This window comes from Aeromonas simiae (assembly GCF_014892695.1).
Taxonomy (GTDB): domain Bacteria; phylum Pseudomonadota; class Gammaproteobacteria; order Enterobacterales; family Aeromonadaceae; genus Aeromonas; species Aeromonas simiae.
The window spans coordinates 1,797,321-1,813,557 of sequence record NZ_CP040449.1 but is presented as its reverse complement, the minus strand read 5'-3'; the positions used below and the strand labels follow the sequence as shown (position 1 = coordinate 1,813,557).

The window sequence follows — 16,237 nt, the reverse complement described above, 5'->3', positions numbered from 1 at the left end:
GCGATAGCTTCTTCTTTTCAAAAAATAAGTGGGAACGAGGGGATAAACCAAAGCAGCAGGGCGGGAGTATTACCTCCCGCCCATCGTATCAGATCTTGCATGCACCGCTGGCACAGCCGTCATCTTGCAGATCGGTCTGCGTGTCGTCGGCACCGTCACGGGTGTTGTGGTAGTAGAGGGTCTTGACCCCGTACTTGTAGGCGGTCAGCAGATCCTTGAGCAACTGCTTCATCGGCACCTTACCACCCTCGAAGCGGGCCGGATCATAGTTGGTGTTGGCGGAGATCGCCTGATCCACAAACTTTTGCATGATCCCGACCAGTTGCAGGTAGCCATCGACGCTCGGCTGTTGCCACAACAGTTCGTACTGATCCTTGAGGCGGCTGTATTCCGGCACCACCTGCTTGAGGATGCCATCCTTGGAGGCCTTGACCGACACCAGGCCGCGCGGCGGCTCGATGCCGTTGGTGGCATTGGAGATCTGGCTGGAGGTCTCGCTCGGCATCAGGGCGGTCAGGGTGGAGTTACGCAGACCCACGCGGCGGATCTCTTCGCGCAGCGATTCCCAGTCGTAGTGCAGCGGCTCGTTGCACAGGCCGTCGAGATCCTTTTTGTAGGTGTCGATCGGCAGGATGCCCTGGGCGTAGGTGGTCTCGTTGAAGGAGGGGCAGGCGCCAAACTCGCGGGCCAGCTGTACCGAGGCCTTCAGCAAGTAGTACTGGATCGCCTCGAAGGTGCGGTGGGTCAGGGCCAGACCGGAGCCATCGGAGTAACGGGCGCCGTTTTTCGCGAGGTAATAGGCGTAGTTGATGACGCCAATCCCCAGGGTACGGCGGTTCATGCTGCCCTTCTTGGCGGCTCCGATCGGGTAGTCCTGATAGTCGAGCAGGGCATCCAGAGCACGCACGGTCAGCTCGGCCATCTCTTCGAGATCTTCAAGCTTGTTGATGACGCCGAGATTGAAGGCGGAGAGGGTGCACAGGGCAATCTCGCCGTTCTCATCGTCGATGTTGTTGAGCGGCTTGGTCGGCAGCGCGATCTCAAGGCACAGGTTGGACTGGCGTACCGGGGCCACGCTCGGATCGAACGGGCTGTGGGTGTTGCAGTGATCCACGTTCTGGATGTAGATGCGGCCGGTGCCGGCGCGCTCTTGCATCATCAGGGAGAAGAGATCGACCGCCTTGAGGGTCTTCTTGCGGATCGAGGGATCTTGCTCGTACTGGACGTAGAGCTGTTCGAACTTGTCCTGATCGGCAAAGAAGGCGTCGTACAGGCCCGGCGCATCGGACGGGGAGAACAGGGTGATGTCACCGCCCTTGATGAGACGCTGGTACATCAGCTTGTTGATCTGCACCCCGTAGTCCATGTGGCGAACCCGGTTCTCTTCTACGCCGCGGTTGTTTTTCAGCACCAGCAGGCTTTCGACTTCGATGTGCCACAGGGGGTAGAACAGGGTCGCAGCACCGCCGCGCACGCCGCCCTGGGAGCAGCACTTTACCGCCGTCTGGAAGTACTTGTAGAAGGGGATGCAGCCGGTATGGAAGGCTTCACCGCCCCGGATCGGGCTACCCAGACCGCGGATGCGACCGGCGTTGATGCCGATGCCAGCCCGCTGGGAGACATAACGCACGATGGCGCTGGCGGTGGCGTTGATGGAGTCCAGGCTGTCGTCGCACTCGATCAGCACGCAGGAGCTGAACTGACGGGTCGGGGTACGCACGCCGCTCATGATCGGGGTCGGCAGGGAGATCTTGAAGGTCGATACCGCGTCATAGAAGCGCTTGACGTAATCGAGACGGGTGCTCTTCGGGTACTTGGAGAAGAGGCAGGCCGCCACCAGCATATAGAGGAACTGCGGGCTCTCGTAGATCTCGCCGGTGACCCGGTTCTGTACCAGATACTTCCCTTCCAGCTGCTTGACGGCCGCGTAGGAGAAGGTCATGTCGCGGTTGTGATCGAGATGCGCGTGCAGCTCGTCGAACTCGGCCTGGGTGTAGTCTTCCAGCAGGTGCTTGTCGTACTTGCCCATGTCGACCAGCTTGGCGATGTGCTGGTAGAGGTGGGGCGGCTCGAATTGGCCATAGGCCTTCTTGCGCAGATGGAAGATGGCCAGACGGGCGGCCATGTACTGGTAGTCCGGGCTCTCTTGGGAGATAAGATCGGCGGCCGCCTTGATGATGGTCTCGTGAATATCGGAAGTGCGAATGCCGTCGTAGAACTGGATGTGTGACTTGAGCTCAACCTGGGAGACGGAGACGTTATCGAGCCCTTCGGCGGCCCAATCCAGTACACGGTGGATCTTGTCCAGATCGATCGGCTCTTTATTGCCGTTGCGCTTAGTCACAAACAAGTTCATGAATTGACCTTCTTATTTTTGATTCCCGAAAACCCTCACCCGCGACAGCGAGGGCTGGCGGGTGAGGCACAAGATATAGTGTTATTTTCAAACCGGACTACAAGATAGTGAGTTAAACACGTCTTTGCAATCCATCTAAGGGTGCATTACCTGTGGATAAGGTGTGAGTCTGGCGTGGCTGTTAGTGTCTGCTCACAGCGAGGGAGTCGGCAACTCTTCCTTGCGCTTTTCCACTTCCTAGATCCGGGCAGAGGCAAAATTTATCGCAACTATTTTGCTTGCACCGAGAGGCACTTTTTACTAGTGCCAACGCACTGTTTATTGGCTGTGCAACCTCTGTCAGAAGTTGACGACACCCCGTGGGCTGGAAGGGGAGAGAGCAGGGCGACACACGCGCTCTTAGCGACGCATTCGCAGCCAGTGATGCAGCGCCTGCACCGTATCGAAGTGCAGATCGGCTTGCCAGTCTGCGGGATCTTCACGCTCATCGAGATATCCCCAGCCCGCGATCGCCGTCGGCATGCCGGCGTTGCGGCCGGCCTCGATGTCGCGCAGATGATCCCCCACATATAAGGTGGTGGCCGGGTTCACCCCGAGCCGTTCACAGGCATAGAAAAGGGGAGCGGGATCGGGTTTGCGCACTGGCAGGGTGTCGGCGCTGACCGTGACACCGCACCCCTTGAGGGCCGGCAACTGGGCCAGCAGCGGCTCGGTGAGAAAGCCGGGCTTGTTGGTTACAATGCCCCACGGCATGGCCTGCTCCTCAAGCCAGTCGATGAGATCGATCATCCCCTCATAGGGGCGGGTACCGATACAAAGATGGGCGGCGTAATAGTCGAGTAGGGCCGTGCGCAGGCGCGCGGCGCCGAGCTCTTCAAGCTGCTCGTCACCGAGGCCAGCCCGCAGCAGGCCGAGTGCGCCGTGGGAGGTGGTCTGGCGAATGATGTGTTCGCTCAAGGGGGCAAACCCCTCTTCCACCAACACGTGGTTAACGGCGGCGCCGAGATCCGGCGCCGTGTCGAGCAGGGTGCCGTCGAGATCGAACAGCACAGCGGTGACCTGGCTCATCGCTCTCCCTCCGGACGCACCAAGGAGACCATGTAGTTAACGTCGACGTTGGCACCGAGGCGAAAATCCCCCGCCAGGGGGCGGTAGTGGACGCCACTCATCGCGCGCACCAGCAGGCCGGCCCGCTCGGCCATGTGGCACAGCTCGGCCGGCATGATGAACTTGGCGTGGTCATGGGTGCCCTTGGGCACCATCTTCAGCAGATACTCGGCGCCGACGATCATCATGAGAAACGACTTGGGGTTGCGGTTGATGGTCGAGACCACCACCTGGCCACCGGGGCGCACCAGGGTGGCGATGGCGCGCAGCACTGATGCCGGGTCCGGTACGTGCTCGAGCATCTCCATGCAGGTCACCACATCATACTGACCGGCGGCCTCCAGAGCGTGGGCTTCGGCGGTGATCTGCCGGTATTCGAGCTCTACCCCCTGCTCGAGGGCGTGCAGACGGGCCACCGAAAGCGGCTCTTTGCCCATGTCGATGCCGGTCACGATGGCGCCGCGGCGGGCCATGCTCTCGGCCAGGATGCCGCCACCGCAGCCGATGTCGAGCACCTTCTTGCCAAACAGGCCGCCGCATTGGGTATCAATCCACTCCAGACGCACCGGATTGATCTGGTGCAGTGGCTTGAATTCCCCCTCGAGATCCCACCAGCGCGAGGCGATGGCCTCGAACTTGGCGATTTCCGACGAATCGACGTTGCCGCTGGCGGCGATCTGTTCAGCATTCATGCGCAACACTTCCTCTGGCTGACCGCCGGGGGGCGGTCCTGACATTTTGCGGGCATTATAACGGACACCCCCTGACAGGCCAGAACCGTTTTTGGCTTAAGCATTTAGGCGCCGTGTGTTAATATGACGCGCTGTTTAAGCCAAAGAACAACTAAATAGGGATTAAGGCTTTCTATGAGCGATCTGGCCAGAGAGATCACGCCGGTCAACATTGAGGAAGAGCTCAAGAGTTCCTATCTCGATTACGCCATGAGCGTCATCGTGGGACGAGCCCTGCCGGATGTGCGTGATGGCTTGAAACCGGTTCACCGCCGTGTGCTGTTCGCAATGAACGAGCTCGGCAATGACTGGAACAAGCCCTACAAGAAATCGGCCCGTGTGGTCGGTGACGTAATCGGTAAATACCACCCGCACGGCGACATTGCCGTGTATGACACCATAGTCCGGATGGCGCAGGATTTTTCCATGCGTTACATGCTGGTCGATGGTCAGGGCAACTTCGGTTCGGTCGATGGCGATAGCGCCGCGGCCATGCGTTACACCGAAGTGCGTATGGCGCGCATCTCCCACGAGCTGCTGGCCGATCTCGACAAAGAAACCGTGGACTGGGTGCCCAACTATGATGGCACCGAACAGATCCCGGCTGTGCTGCCGACCAAGGTGCCGAACCTGCTGGTGAATGGCTCCTCCGGTATTGCGGTGGGCATGGCCACCAACATCCCGCCTCACAACCTCACCGAGGTGATCAACGGCTGTCTGGCCCTGATCGAGAATGGCGACATCGGCATCGACGAGCTGATGGAGTACATCCCGGGCCCCGACTTCCCCACCGGCGGTATCATCAACGGTCGTTCTGGCATCCTGCAGGCGTACCGTACCGGCCGTGGCTCCATCTATGTGCGGGCCAAGGCGGACGTGGAAGTGGACGACAAGAGTGGTCGTGAGACCATCATCGTTCATGAGATCCCCTACATGGTCAACAAGGCGCGCCTCATCGAGAAGATCGCCGAGCTGGTCAAAGAGAAGAAGGTCGAGGGGATCAGTGCCCTGCGTGATGAGTCCGACAAGGACGGCATGCGCATCGTCATCGAGATCAAGCGCGGTGAGTCTGGCGAGATTGTGCTGAACAACCTCTACAAGCACACCCAGATGCAGACCACCTTCGGTATGAACATGGTGGCGCTGGATAACAACCAGCCCAAGGTGCTCAACCTCAAGGAGATGCTGGAAGCCTTCTTGCTGCATCGCCGTGAAGTGGTGACCCGCCGCACCGTGTTCGAACTGCGCAAGGCGCGTGATCGGGCCCACATCTTGGAAGGTCTGGCGGTCGCGCTGGCCAACATCGATCCCATCATCGAGCTGATCCGCCACAGCGCGACCCCGGCCGAGGCGAAAGCCGGCCTGGTTGCCAAGGGGTGGGCGCTCGGCAACGTGGCCGCCATGCTGGAGAAGGCCGGTGGCGACGCCGCCCGTCCCGAGTGGCTGGAGCCCGAGTTCGGTATCCGCGACGGTCTCTATCACCTGACCGAGCAGCAGGCCCAGGCCATCCTCGACCTGCGTCTGCACAAGCTGACCAGCCTCGAGCATGAGAAGATCCTCGAAGAGTATCAATCCCTGCTCGATCTCATCGCTGAACTGCTGCACATCCTGGCGAGCCCGACCCGCCTGATGGAGGTGATCCAGGGTGAACTGCTGGCCGTGCGCGAGCAGTATGGCGACGAGCGTCGCACCGAGATCAGCGCCTCCAGCGCCGAGATCAACATCGAAGATCTGATCACCCCGGAAGACGTGGTGGTGACCCTGTCCCACCAGGGCTACGTGAAGTATCAGCCGCTCTCCGATTACGAAGCCCAGCGCCGTGGCGGCAAGGGCAAGTCCGCGACCCGTATCAAGGAAGAGGACTTCGTCGAGCGCCTGCTGGTGGCCAACACCCACGACACCATTTTGTGCTTCTCGACCCGTGGCAAGGTGTACTGGCTCAAGGTCTATCAGCTGCCGGAGGCCTCCCGTGGCGCCCGTGGCCGTCCCATCATCAACCTGCTGCCGCTGGAAGAGGGTGAACGCATCACCGCCATCCTGCCGGTCAAGGAGTACGATGCGGACAAGTACGTCTTCTTTGCCACCGCCAACGGCACCGTGAAGAAGACCAGCCTCTCCGACTTCAGCCGTCCGCTCTCCTCGGGGATCCGAGCCATCAATCTGAAGGAAGGAGATGAGCTCATCGGTGTCGACATCACCGACGGCAGCAACGAGATCATGCTCTTCTCTGACGCCGGTAAGGTGGTGCGCTTCTTCGAAGGCGCCGGCCGTGCCGAGGATCAAGTGGAAGAGGGTGACGAGGCCGAGTCCGATGACGACGCCGCCGAAGGCGAAAGCAAGGGCGGCAGCTTCAAGGGTGTGCGCCCGATGGGCCGTACTGCTGCTGGCGTGCGTGGCATCAAACTGGGCGCCGCTGACAAGGTGGTCTCCCTCATCGTGCCCCGTGGCGATGGTGCCATCCTCACCGCGACCGAAAATGGCTACGGCAAGCGCACCGCGCTGGACGAATATCCGACCAAGAGCCGTGCCACCCAGGGCGTTATCTCCATCAAGGTGGACGAGCGTAACGGCAAGGTGATCGACGCGATCCAGGTCGACGAGACCGACCAGATCATGCTCATCACCGATGGCGGTACTCTGGTTCGCACCCGTGTCAGTGAAGTGAGCGTCATCGGTCGTAATACCGGTGGTGTGCGCCTTATCCGCACCGGTGAAGAGGAGTGCGTGGTCGGCTTGCAGCGTATCGCCGAGAGCGATGACGATGATGAGATCGAGCCGCTCGAGGGTGACGTAAGCACCGAAGGTGACGTGAGCGCCGAGGGCGAAAGCCCGGCAGACGACACCGCCGAGTAAGCCCCTCCCGATGAAAAAGAGCGCCTATTGGCGCTCTTTTTTTATCTCCGTCACGGGGATGTCATGGCGCTGTGTCAGGCTCGATGGCAACCATGATAAGGAGAGCGTGAGATGAGCAGTTGGATCTTCTGGGATCTCTGGTGCCTGATGTGGGGGGATGCGCCGTCGCAACCGCAGGCGTTGCAGGAGTGGGAGGTGCAGGAAGAGAGCCCCGGCGCGCCTCTGCGCGGCGGGCGCTAGAAGAGGGCAAGCTGCTCGCCAGGACGGCGGAAGCCGTCACAGCGCAGTGGTGCTGGCGAGCGATCGAGCCCGAGGCGGCGCACCGCTAGGCGAAAACGCTGAGCCAGCAGGGCGGCAAACTCCCCTTCACCCCGCATCCGGGTACCAAACGCCGGACTGTTGAGCGCCCCCTCGCGGCTCTGGCGCAGGATTGAGAGCACTGCCTCCTGACGCTGGGGATAGTGCTCGGCCAGCCACTGCGTGAACAGGGGGGCCAGCTCGTGGGGCAACCGGAGCAGTATGTAACCGGCGCAGTCAGCGCCGGCGGCTGCCGCGCCTTCCAAGATCCGCTCCAGCTCGTGTTCGTTGAGGCGGGGGATCATGGGGGCGGCCAGCACGCCGACCGGCACGCCGGCACGGTTGAGCTGCTCCATCACCCTGACTCTTCCCTGGCCCGGCGTGGTGCGTGGCTCGAGCCGCCGGCGCAGCTCCTCATCTAGTGTCGTCACCGACACCATCACTCGGCATAACCCCTCGGCCGCCAGCTCGGCCAGAATGTCCCGATCGCGCAGCACCATGGCGCTCTTGGTGATCAGGGTCACCGGATGGTGGTGATCGCGCATCACCTCGAGTAACTGACGGGTGAGCCGCAGCCGCTGCTCGATGGGCTGATAGGGATCGGTATTGGCGCCGATGCAGATCACCTCGGGCTGGTAACCGGGGCGGGCAAACTCGGCGCGCAGCAGCGCGGCCGCATTTTGCTTGGCAAACAGCCGGGTCTCGAAGTCAAGGCCGGGGGAGAGCTCTAGGTAGGCATGGCTCGGTCTGGCATAGCAGTAGATGCAGCCATGCTCACACCCTTGATAAGGATTGATCGAGGCATTGAAAGGGACATCGGGCGAGCGGTTGCGGCTGATGATGGAGCGGGCGTTGATCTCGGTGACCGAGGTGGTGGGGGCAGGGGCGCTATGTGCTTGCCACCAGCCATCATCGACGGTCTCGATGCGCTGCAAGGTAAACCGGTGATCCACATTGTTGCTGCTGCCACGCCCTGCCATCTGCATTACCATTGCACTGTATGAATAACCAGTATTGTGTGGGGAGGAGTGGGAAAAGGCAATGCACCTGCGCAGAAAAGAGGATGCCGATGGCAGGCATCGGCATGGTGGTATTAACGCTTGAGCGGCTGCTCTTTACCCGGTTGCTTGTCGCCAGGCTTGTGAGCCTGTTGATCTTTGCCCGGTTGCTTGTCGCCAGGCTTGTGGGCCTGTTGATCCTTGTTTGGCTGCTTGTTGCCGGGCTTGTGGGCCTGTTGATCCTTGTTTGGCTGCTTGTTGCCGGGCTTGTGGGCCGGTTGCTCCTTGCCCGGATGCTTGTTGTCAGACTGATGGGCCGAGTGGCTCTTGCTGGGCTGCTTGCTATCGTGCTGCTGGTGCGCAGCCTTGGCGTTGCCGCAGTTGTTATGAGCCTGTTGGCAGGGTTGCTTTTGCGCCGCAGCGGCGCCAAAGGAGGCCACGCCGAGCAGGGCAGCGGCAATGAGAGCGGAGTATTTCATGTTGAGTCCTCTGTCGTGACTGCGCAGCCGGCTATGAAAAAGCCCGGACTGCTTGACCCGGGCCATCCTATGCATCAGCCCCTATTGGGGCTAGTGACTTTACTGATCCTTTACCTAATAGCGCGTGTCACACCGCGTAGTGCTGAAACGCGATCTCGCCCGGTAGTGTCTTGATGACAGAGAGGGTGCCATCCAGCTGACTGATGAGGCCGGCCCGGTGTTCAACCAGCACCACCCGGCGGATGTCAGCGAGCGATGCGCCGGCCAGCACCGCATGGGTACAGGCCATCTGCATGGGGGGCAGGCTGGGGTTGAAGGCCGCATTCTCGGCGTAGCGCCCCTCGTAGATCTGGCCATTCTCGCACTCCACGGCCACACCGGCATAGCCCTGGCTGTAGGGGGCGTAGCTGCTGCGTGCCGCAGCCAAGGCGGCCAGTTCAAGGGGATCGCGGCTCTCAAGGTGCAGCGGATGCGCCTGCGGGCTCATCAGGGCATCGCTGATCTGCAGATCGCCCGGGCCAAAGGAGTGGGGCAGGAAAGCGTGCAGCGGGCTGTGATCATCTGGCAGGGTCACGGCCATGCTCTTGGCGGTACTCAGTTCGTTCATGAACTGGCGGCAGTGGCCGCACGGGGTGTAGTTGACAGTGATCTCACTTATCCCGGTCTCACCACCGAGCCAGGCATTGGAGATGGCTGATTGTTCGGCGTGGATCGAGTGAAACAGCCCCTGACCCGCAAACTCCATATTGGCCCCCAGATACCAAGCACCACTTAGGCCACTGGCGATGGCTCCCACATAGAAGCGTGAGATGGGCGCAACCGAGCAGGCGGCAGCCAGCGGCAGTAGCGCAAGGCGCAGCGCCCTGTCATCGAGCTGGCTGGCGCGCTTGAGTTCGACGATCTGGGCTGGGGTGAAGCGGGCGTTGAAATCCTGATCCAACAGGGGGGCGAGGGCATCCTGCAATGAGGCCGGCAGGTCGGCAAAAGGCTTGGCAAAACGGGGATGCATGACTCTTCCTCATGGCCAATCGGGGGGGCATTGTACGGCAGTGGCACAGGAGAACATAGTGATGGTGATCACGACCAGGGGGGCATCATTGCACCCCCTGGCAAGCCAAACGTTTATCAGGACAAAACTGTGCGCCAGCTCTCAGTGCGGAGCGGCTATGCCCCCAGCAGATGATAGAGGGCGAACAGCAGTGGGGCGGTCAGTGCGGTGAGAATACCGCATACCACCATGGCCAGTGAGGAGAAGGCCCCTTGTGTCACCCCTTGCTCAGCACTGGCGGCAGTCCCTATTGCATGGGCACAGGCGCCCATGGCCAGACCCTGAGCCTCCGGATCGGTCACCCGGAGCAGCTTGAGCAGTGGAAAGCCGATCAGCGCCCCGGTTACCCCGACAATGACCACCACAGCGGCGGCGATGGCAGGGATGCCACCGAGGGATTGGCTGACGCTCATGGCCAGCGGCGTGGTGATCGACTTGGTGGCGATGGAGGCCAGCATAGTGATATCAGCCCCCAGCAGGTAACCGATCAACAGCGTGGTGATGACGGAGATCAGCACCGAGAGCAGGCAACAGATCAGAATAGGCTTGAGCTTGGCACGGATCTGCCGTGCCTGTTGGTAGAGGGGCAGCGCCAAGGCGACCACGGCCGGCTCGAGCAGTATGGTCAGCGGTGTGGTGCCTTGCTGATACTGCTCGAGCGGCAGGTGGAACATGAGCAGCAGGGCGACGATCACTAAGGTGGGCAGCAGCACCGGATTGATCACGGGCCAGGAGAGATGACGATAGAGGGTGCGGGTCAGTGAGTAGAGCACCACGGTCAGTGGCAGGGCGAGCCAGAACATCATTGCTTGTTCATCCTCTGATAGAGATGGCCGACGCAGGCCAGGATCAACACGATGCCACTGAGGATGGTGATGAGGATAAGTGGCAGAGAGTCATGGAGCGGCTCGAGCCAGGCCACCAGCCCGACCGCGACCGGCACGAACAAGATCCCCATGTGGCGCAGCAACAAGGTGGCGCCGCGCTCGACCCAGGCCAAACGCACCAGCTGGGTGGAGAGCAACAGAAACAAGATCAGCATACCTATGATGCTGCCTGGAAAGGGGAAGGGCAGCAGGGCGGCGAGCCCCTTACCCAGCAGCAGAGCTGCCAGGATCACGGCCGCATCGCGCAGGTAGGCCAGCAATAAGGGAAACGACATGGGCACTCCCTCCTGAGAAATGTGAGCAAGGGCGCAGTTTAACAGATCCCCTCTCATGCTGAAGGGACAAGCGGGCGCAAAGGCCAAATAATCCGGCATCAGTTCCACGAAAAGAGAGGTATTCGTGACTCTGCTCGCGTCCCTGCGTACCCTGGCTTGTGGTGCGCCCCATCCCGGCATGCTGGCCACCGTCGCCTGGAATGGCCCCTGCGCCGAGGTGCGCCTCGACAACCTGACCCAGACGCCGTTGCCTTTGCAAGCGTGGCCCTTGTTTGACGGTGATCTCGGTCTGGCCGATGCCCCTATTTATGGCGAGGGTTTTCAGATGCTGGCCCAGACCATGGGCTCTTGGTCACACCCCGAGCCCGTTGGGCGCTGTCCCGATGCCGCCGTTTATCGCATCACCCGCGATGAAGGGTTTCACACCGTTCACAACCTGCTGCTGGTCGAGACGCCAACCGGCTGGCTGCTGCTCGCCTTCGCCAGTACCGAGCGCTTTGGCGGCGAGTTTCGCCTCTATCCCTGCGGGCGGTTACAGATCGTCATGCGCTGCGAGGGTCAACGCCTGCCGCCGAGCGGTCACTGGCACAGCGAGGTGCTGCTCTGTCTGGAAGGGCCGGATCGTGCGGCGCTCTTGAGCGAACTCGGTCGCCGCCTGGCTGAGCGCCACGGTGGCCGGGCAGGGCGCCGGCCAAGCGGTTGGTGCTCCTGGTATCACTACTATGCCGAGGTGACCGAGGCGGATATCCGCGAGAACCTGACCCAGATGCAGGCGCGTTTTCCTGAACTCGAATACGTGCAGATCGACGATGGCTATCAGGCCTTCATGGGGGATTGGCTGACCCCCTCAGCGCGCTTTGCCGGCGGCGTGCCGGGGCTGGCCGCCGAGATCCGTGCCGCCGGGCGCAAGAGTGCGCTCTGGGTCGCTCCCTTCATCGCCGAGCCGGGCTCGCAGTTGTTTCGCGACCACCCCGACTGGTTCGTCAAGGATGAGCAGGGTCACCCCTTGCCTGCTGAGGCGGTCACCTACGGAGGCTGGCGTTGCACTCCTTGGTATGTGCTCGACGGCACCCATCCCGAGGTACAGCAGCACCTCGAGAGCCTGTTTCGCACGCTGCGCCAGCAGTGGGGCATCGATTACTTCAAGCTCGACGCCAACTTCTGGGGGGCCATCCACGGCGGGCGCTTCTTCGATGCTGGAGCCACCCGTATCGAGGCCTATCGGCGCGGCATGGCGGCAGTGCGTCGCGGCGCCGGGGAGGCCTCCTTCCTGCTTGGCTGCAATGCCCCCATCTGGCCGAGTATCGGGCTGGTTGATGGCATGCGGGTGGGCGATGACGTGGAGCGAAATGGCCCGCGGATCCGCCAGATTGCCCGCGAGCTTTTCTGCCGTGCCTGGCAGGGGGAGCTGCTCTGGACGCTCGATCCTGACTGTGTCTGTTTGCGGGATCTCCCCGGCCAGCATGCCAGCGCCGCAGAGTATGCCTTCCATCTGGCGGCCATGGTGGCGGGCGGGGGCATGGTGCTGGCCGGTGATCGGTTGCGCGATCTGGCGCCCGAGCAGGCCGCGCGGCTGCACCGCTTGCTGGCGCTGTGCCAAGCGCAGGCGCCGGCGGCACACTTTGCCAGCCTGGACTTTGCCTGTGGCGAGCTGGTGTGGCATGGCCACCGCTTGCAGTGCCTGTTCAACTGGGGTAAAGCGAGCCGGCGTGTTTCACTGCCCGCCGGGGCGCGCTCGTTTTGGGACGAGCGCCCGTTGGGCACGACGCTGGAGCTGCAACCGGGCGAAGGGCAGGTGGTGTGGCTGCCCTGATCAACAAAAAGAGGCCCGCGGGCCTCTTTTTGTTTTCATCTGTGCGCCGGTGCGGCTAGAAGTGCCACTCCATGCCGACGGCGAGGTTGGCTGGCCCATAGCCCGGGATCTCGTTGGTCGAGGCGATGGCCTTGAGGGAGAGGGAGGGGCTGAGCGGCACACCGAGGCCCGCCCCCCCGGCAATCTGGTTCCGCTGGCTGCCCATCAGGTCGGCGCGGATCACCCCGTAGAGAGACTGATCCTCGCTCATGTGCACATAGCCCTGCGAAGCCTGGCTGTAGAGCTGACCGAATAGCTCGAACTGAAAGCCGTTGCGCGCCGTGATGGCGAGCGGCACCCCGGCGAAGTTGTAGAGATCGGAGTGGCTGAAGTAGCTGTTGGTGATGGTCGGGGTGAAGTCGGTGGCATTGTAGAGGTGGGAAAAGGTGCCGGCCAGTGCCCCATAGGCCTGGCTGGGTAGCTCCAGCAGATAGAAGGGAGCTGTCGGCGTTGCGGCCGCAGGCAGGGTCACCAGCAGCGCAGTCAACAGCAATCCAGAGCTCGTTTTTCCCATCCTATTCCTCGGCAGTCGCACGCAGGTCATCGTCTTGCAGTATGCCCGCTCTGCCCCCAGGCCGAAAAGAGAAAAGGCGAGAGCGGGCTCACAAAGTCACAGATTTTCCAGGTAAAGGTAGAGCTGGCGCAGCAGGGTAAAACGCTTCTCGTCGTCCTGATATTGGCTGGCCAGCGCCTCTAGGCGCGGAGCGTAATCGGGCAGACGAGTGGCGAAGTAGTCGGCGCAGTGGCTGCGCCAGCGGCGCGTCTCGTCGTCGTTTAAGGTGTGCGGCCAGTTGCGGGCCCGGTAGCGAAACAGCAGCTCGGGCAGGCGCGCATCGCTAAACGAGAAGGCCCGCTCACCGAGCAGCTCAGGGGGGGTGGCGCGCACCAACTCCATGGCCGCCTTGTCGCCCTGGCCGAAGAAGCCGGCATAGAGCTGGGTATCGGGGTCGCTGTCGGCCGGCCCTGGCCACTCCTGGCTGAATACCTCGACCAGCTTTTCGCGGATCTCTGGGTGACGGCGCAGCAGATCTAGGCTCTTTCGGCACTGCTCGCGATCGATGCCCAGCTCGTCGGCGCGCTCTGCCGTCAAGGTGGCGGCGGGCGCCAGCACAGGGCACTTGTTGATGTGCACCAGCTTGACCGGCACCGCGGCCAGCTCACCGAGATCCTCTTTACGGGTGTAGAGGCGCTCGCGCAGGGCGGGGGCGTCTAAATCGAGCAGCACCTGGGGATCGCGGGTGAGATCGACCACGATCACCGCGTTCTGGTTGGTCGGATGCCAGGCGAGCGGCGACACCCAGCTGGCGCACCCCTGCCAGGGGGAGAACATGCCCGAGACGTGTACCAGCGGCTTCATGTTCACCACGTCGATCAATGCCTTTACCTTGTGTTTGCTGCGCAGCTCAAACAGGTAGTCAAACAGGCGTGGCTGGGAGGTCTTGATGAGCTTGGCCATGGCGATGGTGGCCAGCACGTCCGAGAGGGCGTCGTGGGCCTGCTCGTGGCCGATACCGTTGGCTCGGGTCAGGTTCTCGAGCTTGAAGCTCGGCTTGCCCTCGTCATCAAAGCACCATTGGATGCCCTCTGGGCGCAGGGCGTAGCAGGCACGCACCATGTCGAGGATGTCCCAGCGCGAGTTGCCGTTTTGCCAGCTATAGGCGTACGGATCGTAAAAGTTGCGATAGAGGGTGTAGCGGGTCACCTCGTCATCGAAGCGAATGCTGTTGTAGCCGAGCACGCAGGTGCCCGGCGCGGCGAATTCGTCGTGGATCTGACGGATGAAGTCGGCCTCGCACAACCCGTCGCGCTGGGCCTTTTGCGGCGTGATACCAGTGATGAGGCAGGCTTCTGGCTCGGGCAGGTAGTCCGCCGGCGGCTTGCAGTAGATGACCAGCGGATCGCCGATGAGGTTGAAGTCGAGATCGGTGCGTACTCCGGCAAACTGGGCCGGCCGATCCCGGGCCGGGCTGATCCCGAAGGTTTCGTAATCGTGGAAGTAGAGGGTGGGCTGGGAGCCGGAATGTGCTGTTTTGCTCATGGTGTCCAAGATGGGGCGGCGTTGCCGCTCAAGGTTGGGCGGTGGCGGGCACCGCAGCAAGGTGTGACCATGGTAAACCAAAGCGCGGCAAATGGCTCGGCCTGCACCGCGTTAATCCGCCAGCCACTGCTGTTTGCGGTAGTGGCTGCGTAGGGTGCGGTCGCTGCATGCCTCGAGCTTCCAGCGGGTGCAGCCGTTGAAACGGGCATAATCGGCCAGCGCCGCTTCCAGTGCCGGCAGGAAGGGGCGCAGTCCGCCCGCTGCGTCATAGGCTGCGGGCTCCAGGGTCAGGCGGCGCAGGTGTAGCCGATGGCGCGCCCTGTCGGCTTTGACATCGAGGCGGCCGATGAACTGCTCCTGCCACAGCACCGCCAGGGTGTAGTAGCCAAAGCGCCGCTTCTCTTCGGGCAGATAGACCTCGAGCTGATAGTCAAAATCGAACCAGTGGCGCAGCCGCTCGCGCTGGATCAGCAGGTTATCAAACGGATTGAGCAGCCAGACCCGATCCGGCAGGGGCGGTGGCACCTGCAAGGCGGCATCAAACCAGTGGGTCTGACCATGGGCGCTGAAACAGGCCAGCTCGCCTGATCCGTGCAGCGCCGCCAGCGCGGCCTTGAGGTGTGGCTGCACATTGCGCCGCAGATAGCCCATCTGCTTCAAGGTGCCGTAGCCATGGGCCTTGATGAAGCGGCGCACCAGATGAAGGGCGAACTCCTCGTCACTCGGGGGACGGGTGTCGACGCCGGCCGGTAGCACCCGCTCGGTCAGATCGAACACCTTCTGGAAGCGCTCGCGCCGGCGCACCATCAAGGCCCCCTCCATGAACAGTTGCTCGAGCGCGCGCTTGGCCGGCTTCCACTCCCACCAGCCCCCCTTATGGCCTGGATGCTGGAAGTCGCTCGCCTTGAGCGGCCCTTCGGCACTGATGCGGGCCAGTACTTCCCCCATGACGGCGGCGTCGCGCTCGAACCAATGGCGCTGCCCTTCGCGCAGGGCCAGTTTGCGCGGCAGGCTGAAGCGGTAATCCTGCATCGGCAGCAGGGCAGCGGCGTGGGACCAGTACTCAAACAGCTCGCCTCGCTCGAGCGCCTCGTCCAGCATGGCGCCATGATAGCCGGGCAGGCGGCTGTGCAACACATGGTGATGAGCCCGCTCGACTACGTGGATGGCGTCGATCTGCACGTAACCGAGGCGCGCCACGGCCTCGGCCAAGCTGGCAGGTGGGGCCAGCAGCCCCTGGCGGCTCAGGTTGATACGGCGCCATTCAAGTGAGGAGAAGGGGTTATCCATGGGGCCTCCATGCCGTGGAAAGAGGA

General features: G+C 62.3%; 14 protein-coding genes. 3 read left to right on the top strand and 11 right to left on the bottom strand.

All coding sequences use genetic code 11. From position 1 onward, the window contains the following. Positions 1–88 precede the first annotated feature (88 nt). The 3 genes from nrdA to ubiG all read right to left on the bottom strand — a co-directional run bounded on the left by nrdA (position 89) and on the right by ubiG (position 4,155). Entirely contained in the window at positions 89–2,356 is a 2,268-nt protein-coding gene (gene nrdA, locus FE240_RS08585) for a class 1a ribonucleoside-diphosphate reductase subunit alpha (protein WP_193004168.1), read from the bottom strand. A gap of 399 nt (positions 2,357–2,755) precedes the next feature. Then, a complete protein-coding gene (locus FE240_RS08580; RefSeq protein ID WP_193004167.1) occupies positions 2,756–3,424 on the bottom strand; it encodes an HAD family hydrolase in 669 nt (222 codons plus the stop codon). Next, positions 3,421–4,155: a bifunctional 2-polyprenyl-6-hydroxyphenol methylase/3-demethylubiquinol 3-O-methyltransferase UbiG gene (ubiG, locus tag FE240_RS08575; RefSeq protein WP_156991638.1), complete on the bottom strand. Its 735-nt coding sequence runs from the start codon at positions 4,153–4,155 to the stop codon at positions 3,421–3,423. The genes FE240_RS08580 and ubiG overlap by 4 nt, the downstream gene beginning before the upstream one ends. Before the next feature lie 174 nt (positions 4,156–4,329). Here ubiG and gyrA point away from each other — a divergent pair, with 174 nt between their 5' ends. Both gyrA and FE240_RS19000 read left to right on the top strand, forming a co-directional pair. After that, entirely contained in the window at positions 4,330–7,047 is a 2,718-nt protein-coding gene (gene gyrA, locus FE240_RS08570; RefSeq protein WP_193004166.1) for a DNA topoisomerase (ATP-hydrolyzing) subunit A, read from the top strand. A gap of 111 nt (positions 7,048–7,158) precedes the next feature. Then, positions 7,159–7,287, top strand: coding sequence for a hypothetical protein (locus FE240_RS19000; RefSeq protein WP_264293188.1), 129 nt, complete (start codon positions 7,159–7,161; stop codon positions 7,285–7,287). Here the strand turns inward: FE240_RS19000 and FE240_RS08565 are convergent. The 5 genes from FE240_RS08565 to FE240_RS08545 form a co-directional block, all read right to left on the bottom strand. Continuing rightward, on the bottom strand, positions 7,284–8,324 hold the full coding sequence (locus FE240_RS08565; RefSeq protein ID WP_193004501.1) for a PA0069 family radical SAM protein: 1,041 nt from the start codon (positions 8,322–8,324) through the stop codon (positions 7,284–7,286). The two genes, FE240_RS19000 and FE240_RS08565, sit on opposite strands and share 4 nt — an antisense overlap. A 113-nt stretch (positions 8,325–8,437) precedes the next feature. Beyond that, a complete protein-coding gene (locus tag FE240_RS08560; protein ID WP_193004165.1) occupies positions 8,438–8,821 on the bottom strand; it encodes a hypothetical protein in 384 nt (127 codons plus the stop codon). 127 nt (positions 8,822–8,948) lie between these two features. Continuing rightward, entirely contained in the window at positions 8,949–9,830 is an 882-nt protein-coding gene (cdd, locus tag FE240_RS08555; protein WP_193004164.1) for a cytidine deaminase, read from the bottom strand. 155 nt (positions 9,831–9,985) lie between these two features. After that, positions 9,986–10,675 carry an LrgB family protein gene (locus FE240_RS08550; protein ID WP_193004163.1) on the bottom strand — a complete coding sequence of 230 codons (690 nt, stop codon included), beginning with the start codon at positions 10,673–10,675 and terminating at the stop codon, positions 9,986–9,988. Next, positions 10,672–11,031 carry a CidA/LrgA family protein gene (locus FE240_RS08545; protein ID WP_193004162.1) on the bottom strand — a complete coding sequence of 120 codons (360 nt, stop codon included), beginning with the start codon at positions 11,029–11,031 and terminating at the stop codon, positions 10,672–10,674. Before FE240_RS08545 ends, FE240_RS08550 begins: the two co-directional genes overlap by 4 nt. 178 nt (positions 11,032–11,209) lie before the next feature. Between FE240_RS08545 and FE240_RS08540 the strand changes: the two genes are divergently transcribed. Then, complete coding sequence (locus FE240_RS08540; RefSeq protein WP_193004500.1) at positions 11,210–12,844, top strand: glycoside hydrolase family 36 protein; 1,635 nt, start codon at positions 11,210–11,212, stop codon at positions 12,842–12,844. Between the two features lie 55 nt (positions 12,845–12,899). Here FE240_RS08540 and FE240_RS08535 read toward each other — a convergent pair whose 3' ends face one another. From FE240_RS08535 to FE240_RS08525, 3 genes are all read right to left on the bottom strand, one after another. Next, positions 12,900–13,397, bottom strand: coding sequence for a hypothetical protein (locus tag FE240_RS08535; RefSeq protein ID WP_226799072.1), 498 nt, complete (start codon positions 13,395–13,397; stop codon positions 12,900–12,902). Between the two features lie 96 nt (positions 13,398–13,493). Next, positions 13,494–14,921 carry an exodeoxyribonuclease I gene (gene sbcB / locus FE240_RS08530; RefSeq protein ID WP_193004160.1) on the bottom strand — a complete coding sequence of 476 codons (1,428 nt, stop codon included), beginning with the start codon at positions 14,919–14,921 and terminating at the stop codon, positions 13,494–13,496. 111 nt (positions 14,922–15,032) lie between these two features. Continuing rightward, complete coding sequence (locus tag FE240_RS08525; protein WP_193004159.1) at positions 15,033–16,211, bottom strand: winged helix-turn-helix domain-containing protein; 1,179 nt, start codon at positions 16,209–16,211, stop codon at positions 15,033–15,035. Between the last annotated feature and the right edge of the window lie 26 nt (positions 16,212–16,237).

Excerpts from the sequence above, each read along its gene's own strand:
- nrdA (WP_193004168.1), bottom strand. The coding sequence starts at position 2,356 with ATGAACTTGTTTGTGACTAAGCGCAACGGCAATAAAGAGCCGATCGAT.
- FE240_RS08580 (WP_193004167.1), bottom strand. The coding sequence starts at position 3,424 with ATGAGCCAGGTCACCGCTGTGCTGTTCGATCTCGACGGCACCCTGCTC.
- ubiG (WP_156991638.1), bottom strand. The coding sequence starts at position 4,155 with ATGAATGCTGAACAGATCGCCGCCAGCGGCAACGTCGATTCGTCGGAA.
- gyrA (WP_193004166.1), top strand. The coding sequence starts at position 4,330 with ATGAGCGATCTGGCCAGAGAGATCACGCCGGTCAACATTGAGGAAGAG.
- FE240_RS19000 (WP_264293188.1), top strand. The coding sequence starts at position 7,159 with ATGAGCAGTTGGATCTTCTGGGATCTCTGGTGCCTGATGTGGGGGGAT.
- FE240_RS08565 (WP_193004501.1), bottom strand. The coding sequence starts at position 8,324 with ATGGCAGGGCGTGGCAGCAGCAACAATGTGGATCACCGGTTTACCTTG.
- FE240_RS08560 (WP_193004165.1), bottom strand. The coding sequence starts at position 8,821 with ATGAAATACTCCGCTCTCATTGCCGCTGCCCTGCTCGGCGTGGCCTCC.
- cdd (WP_193004164.1), bottom strand. The coding sequence starts at position 9,830 with ATGCATCCCCGTTTTGCCAAGCCTTTTGCCGACCTGCCGGCCTCATTG.
- FE240_RS08550 (WP_193004163.1), bottom strand. The coding sequence starts at position 10,675 with ATGATGTTCTGGCTCGCCCTGCCACTGACCGTGGTGCTCTACTCACTG.
- FE240_RS08545 (WP_193004162.1), bottom strand. The coding sequence starts at position 11,031 with ATGTCGTTTCCCTTATTGCTGGCCTACCTGCGCGATGCGGCCGTGATC.
- FE240_RS08540 (WP_193004500.1), top strand. The coding sequence starts at position 11,210 with ATGCTGGCCACCGTCGCCTGGAATGGCCCCTGCGCCGAGGTGCGCCTC.
- FE240_RS08535 (WP_226799072.1), bottom strand. The coding sequence starts at position 13,397 with ATGGGAAAAACGAGCTCTGGATTGCTGTTGACTGCGCTGCTGGTGACC.
- sbcB (WP_193004160.1), bottom strand. The coding sequence starts at position 14,921 with ATGAGCAAAACAGCACATTCCGGCTCCCAGCCCACCCTCTACTTCCAC.
- FE240_RS08525 (WP_193004159.1), bottom strand. The coding sequence starts at position 16,211 with ATGGATAACCCCTTCTCCTCACTTGAATGGCGCCGTATCAACCTGAGC.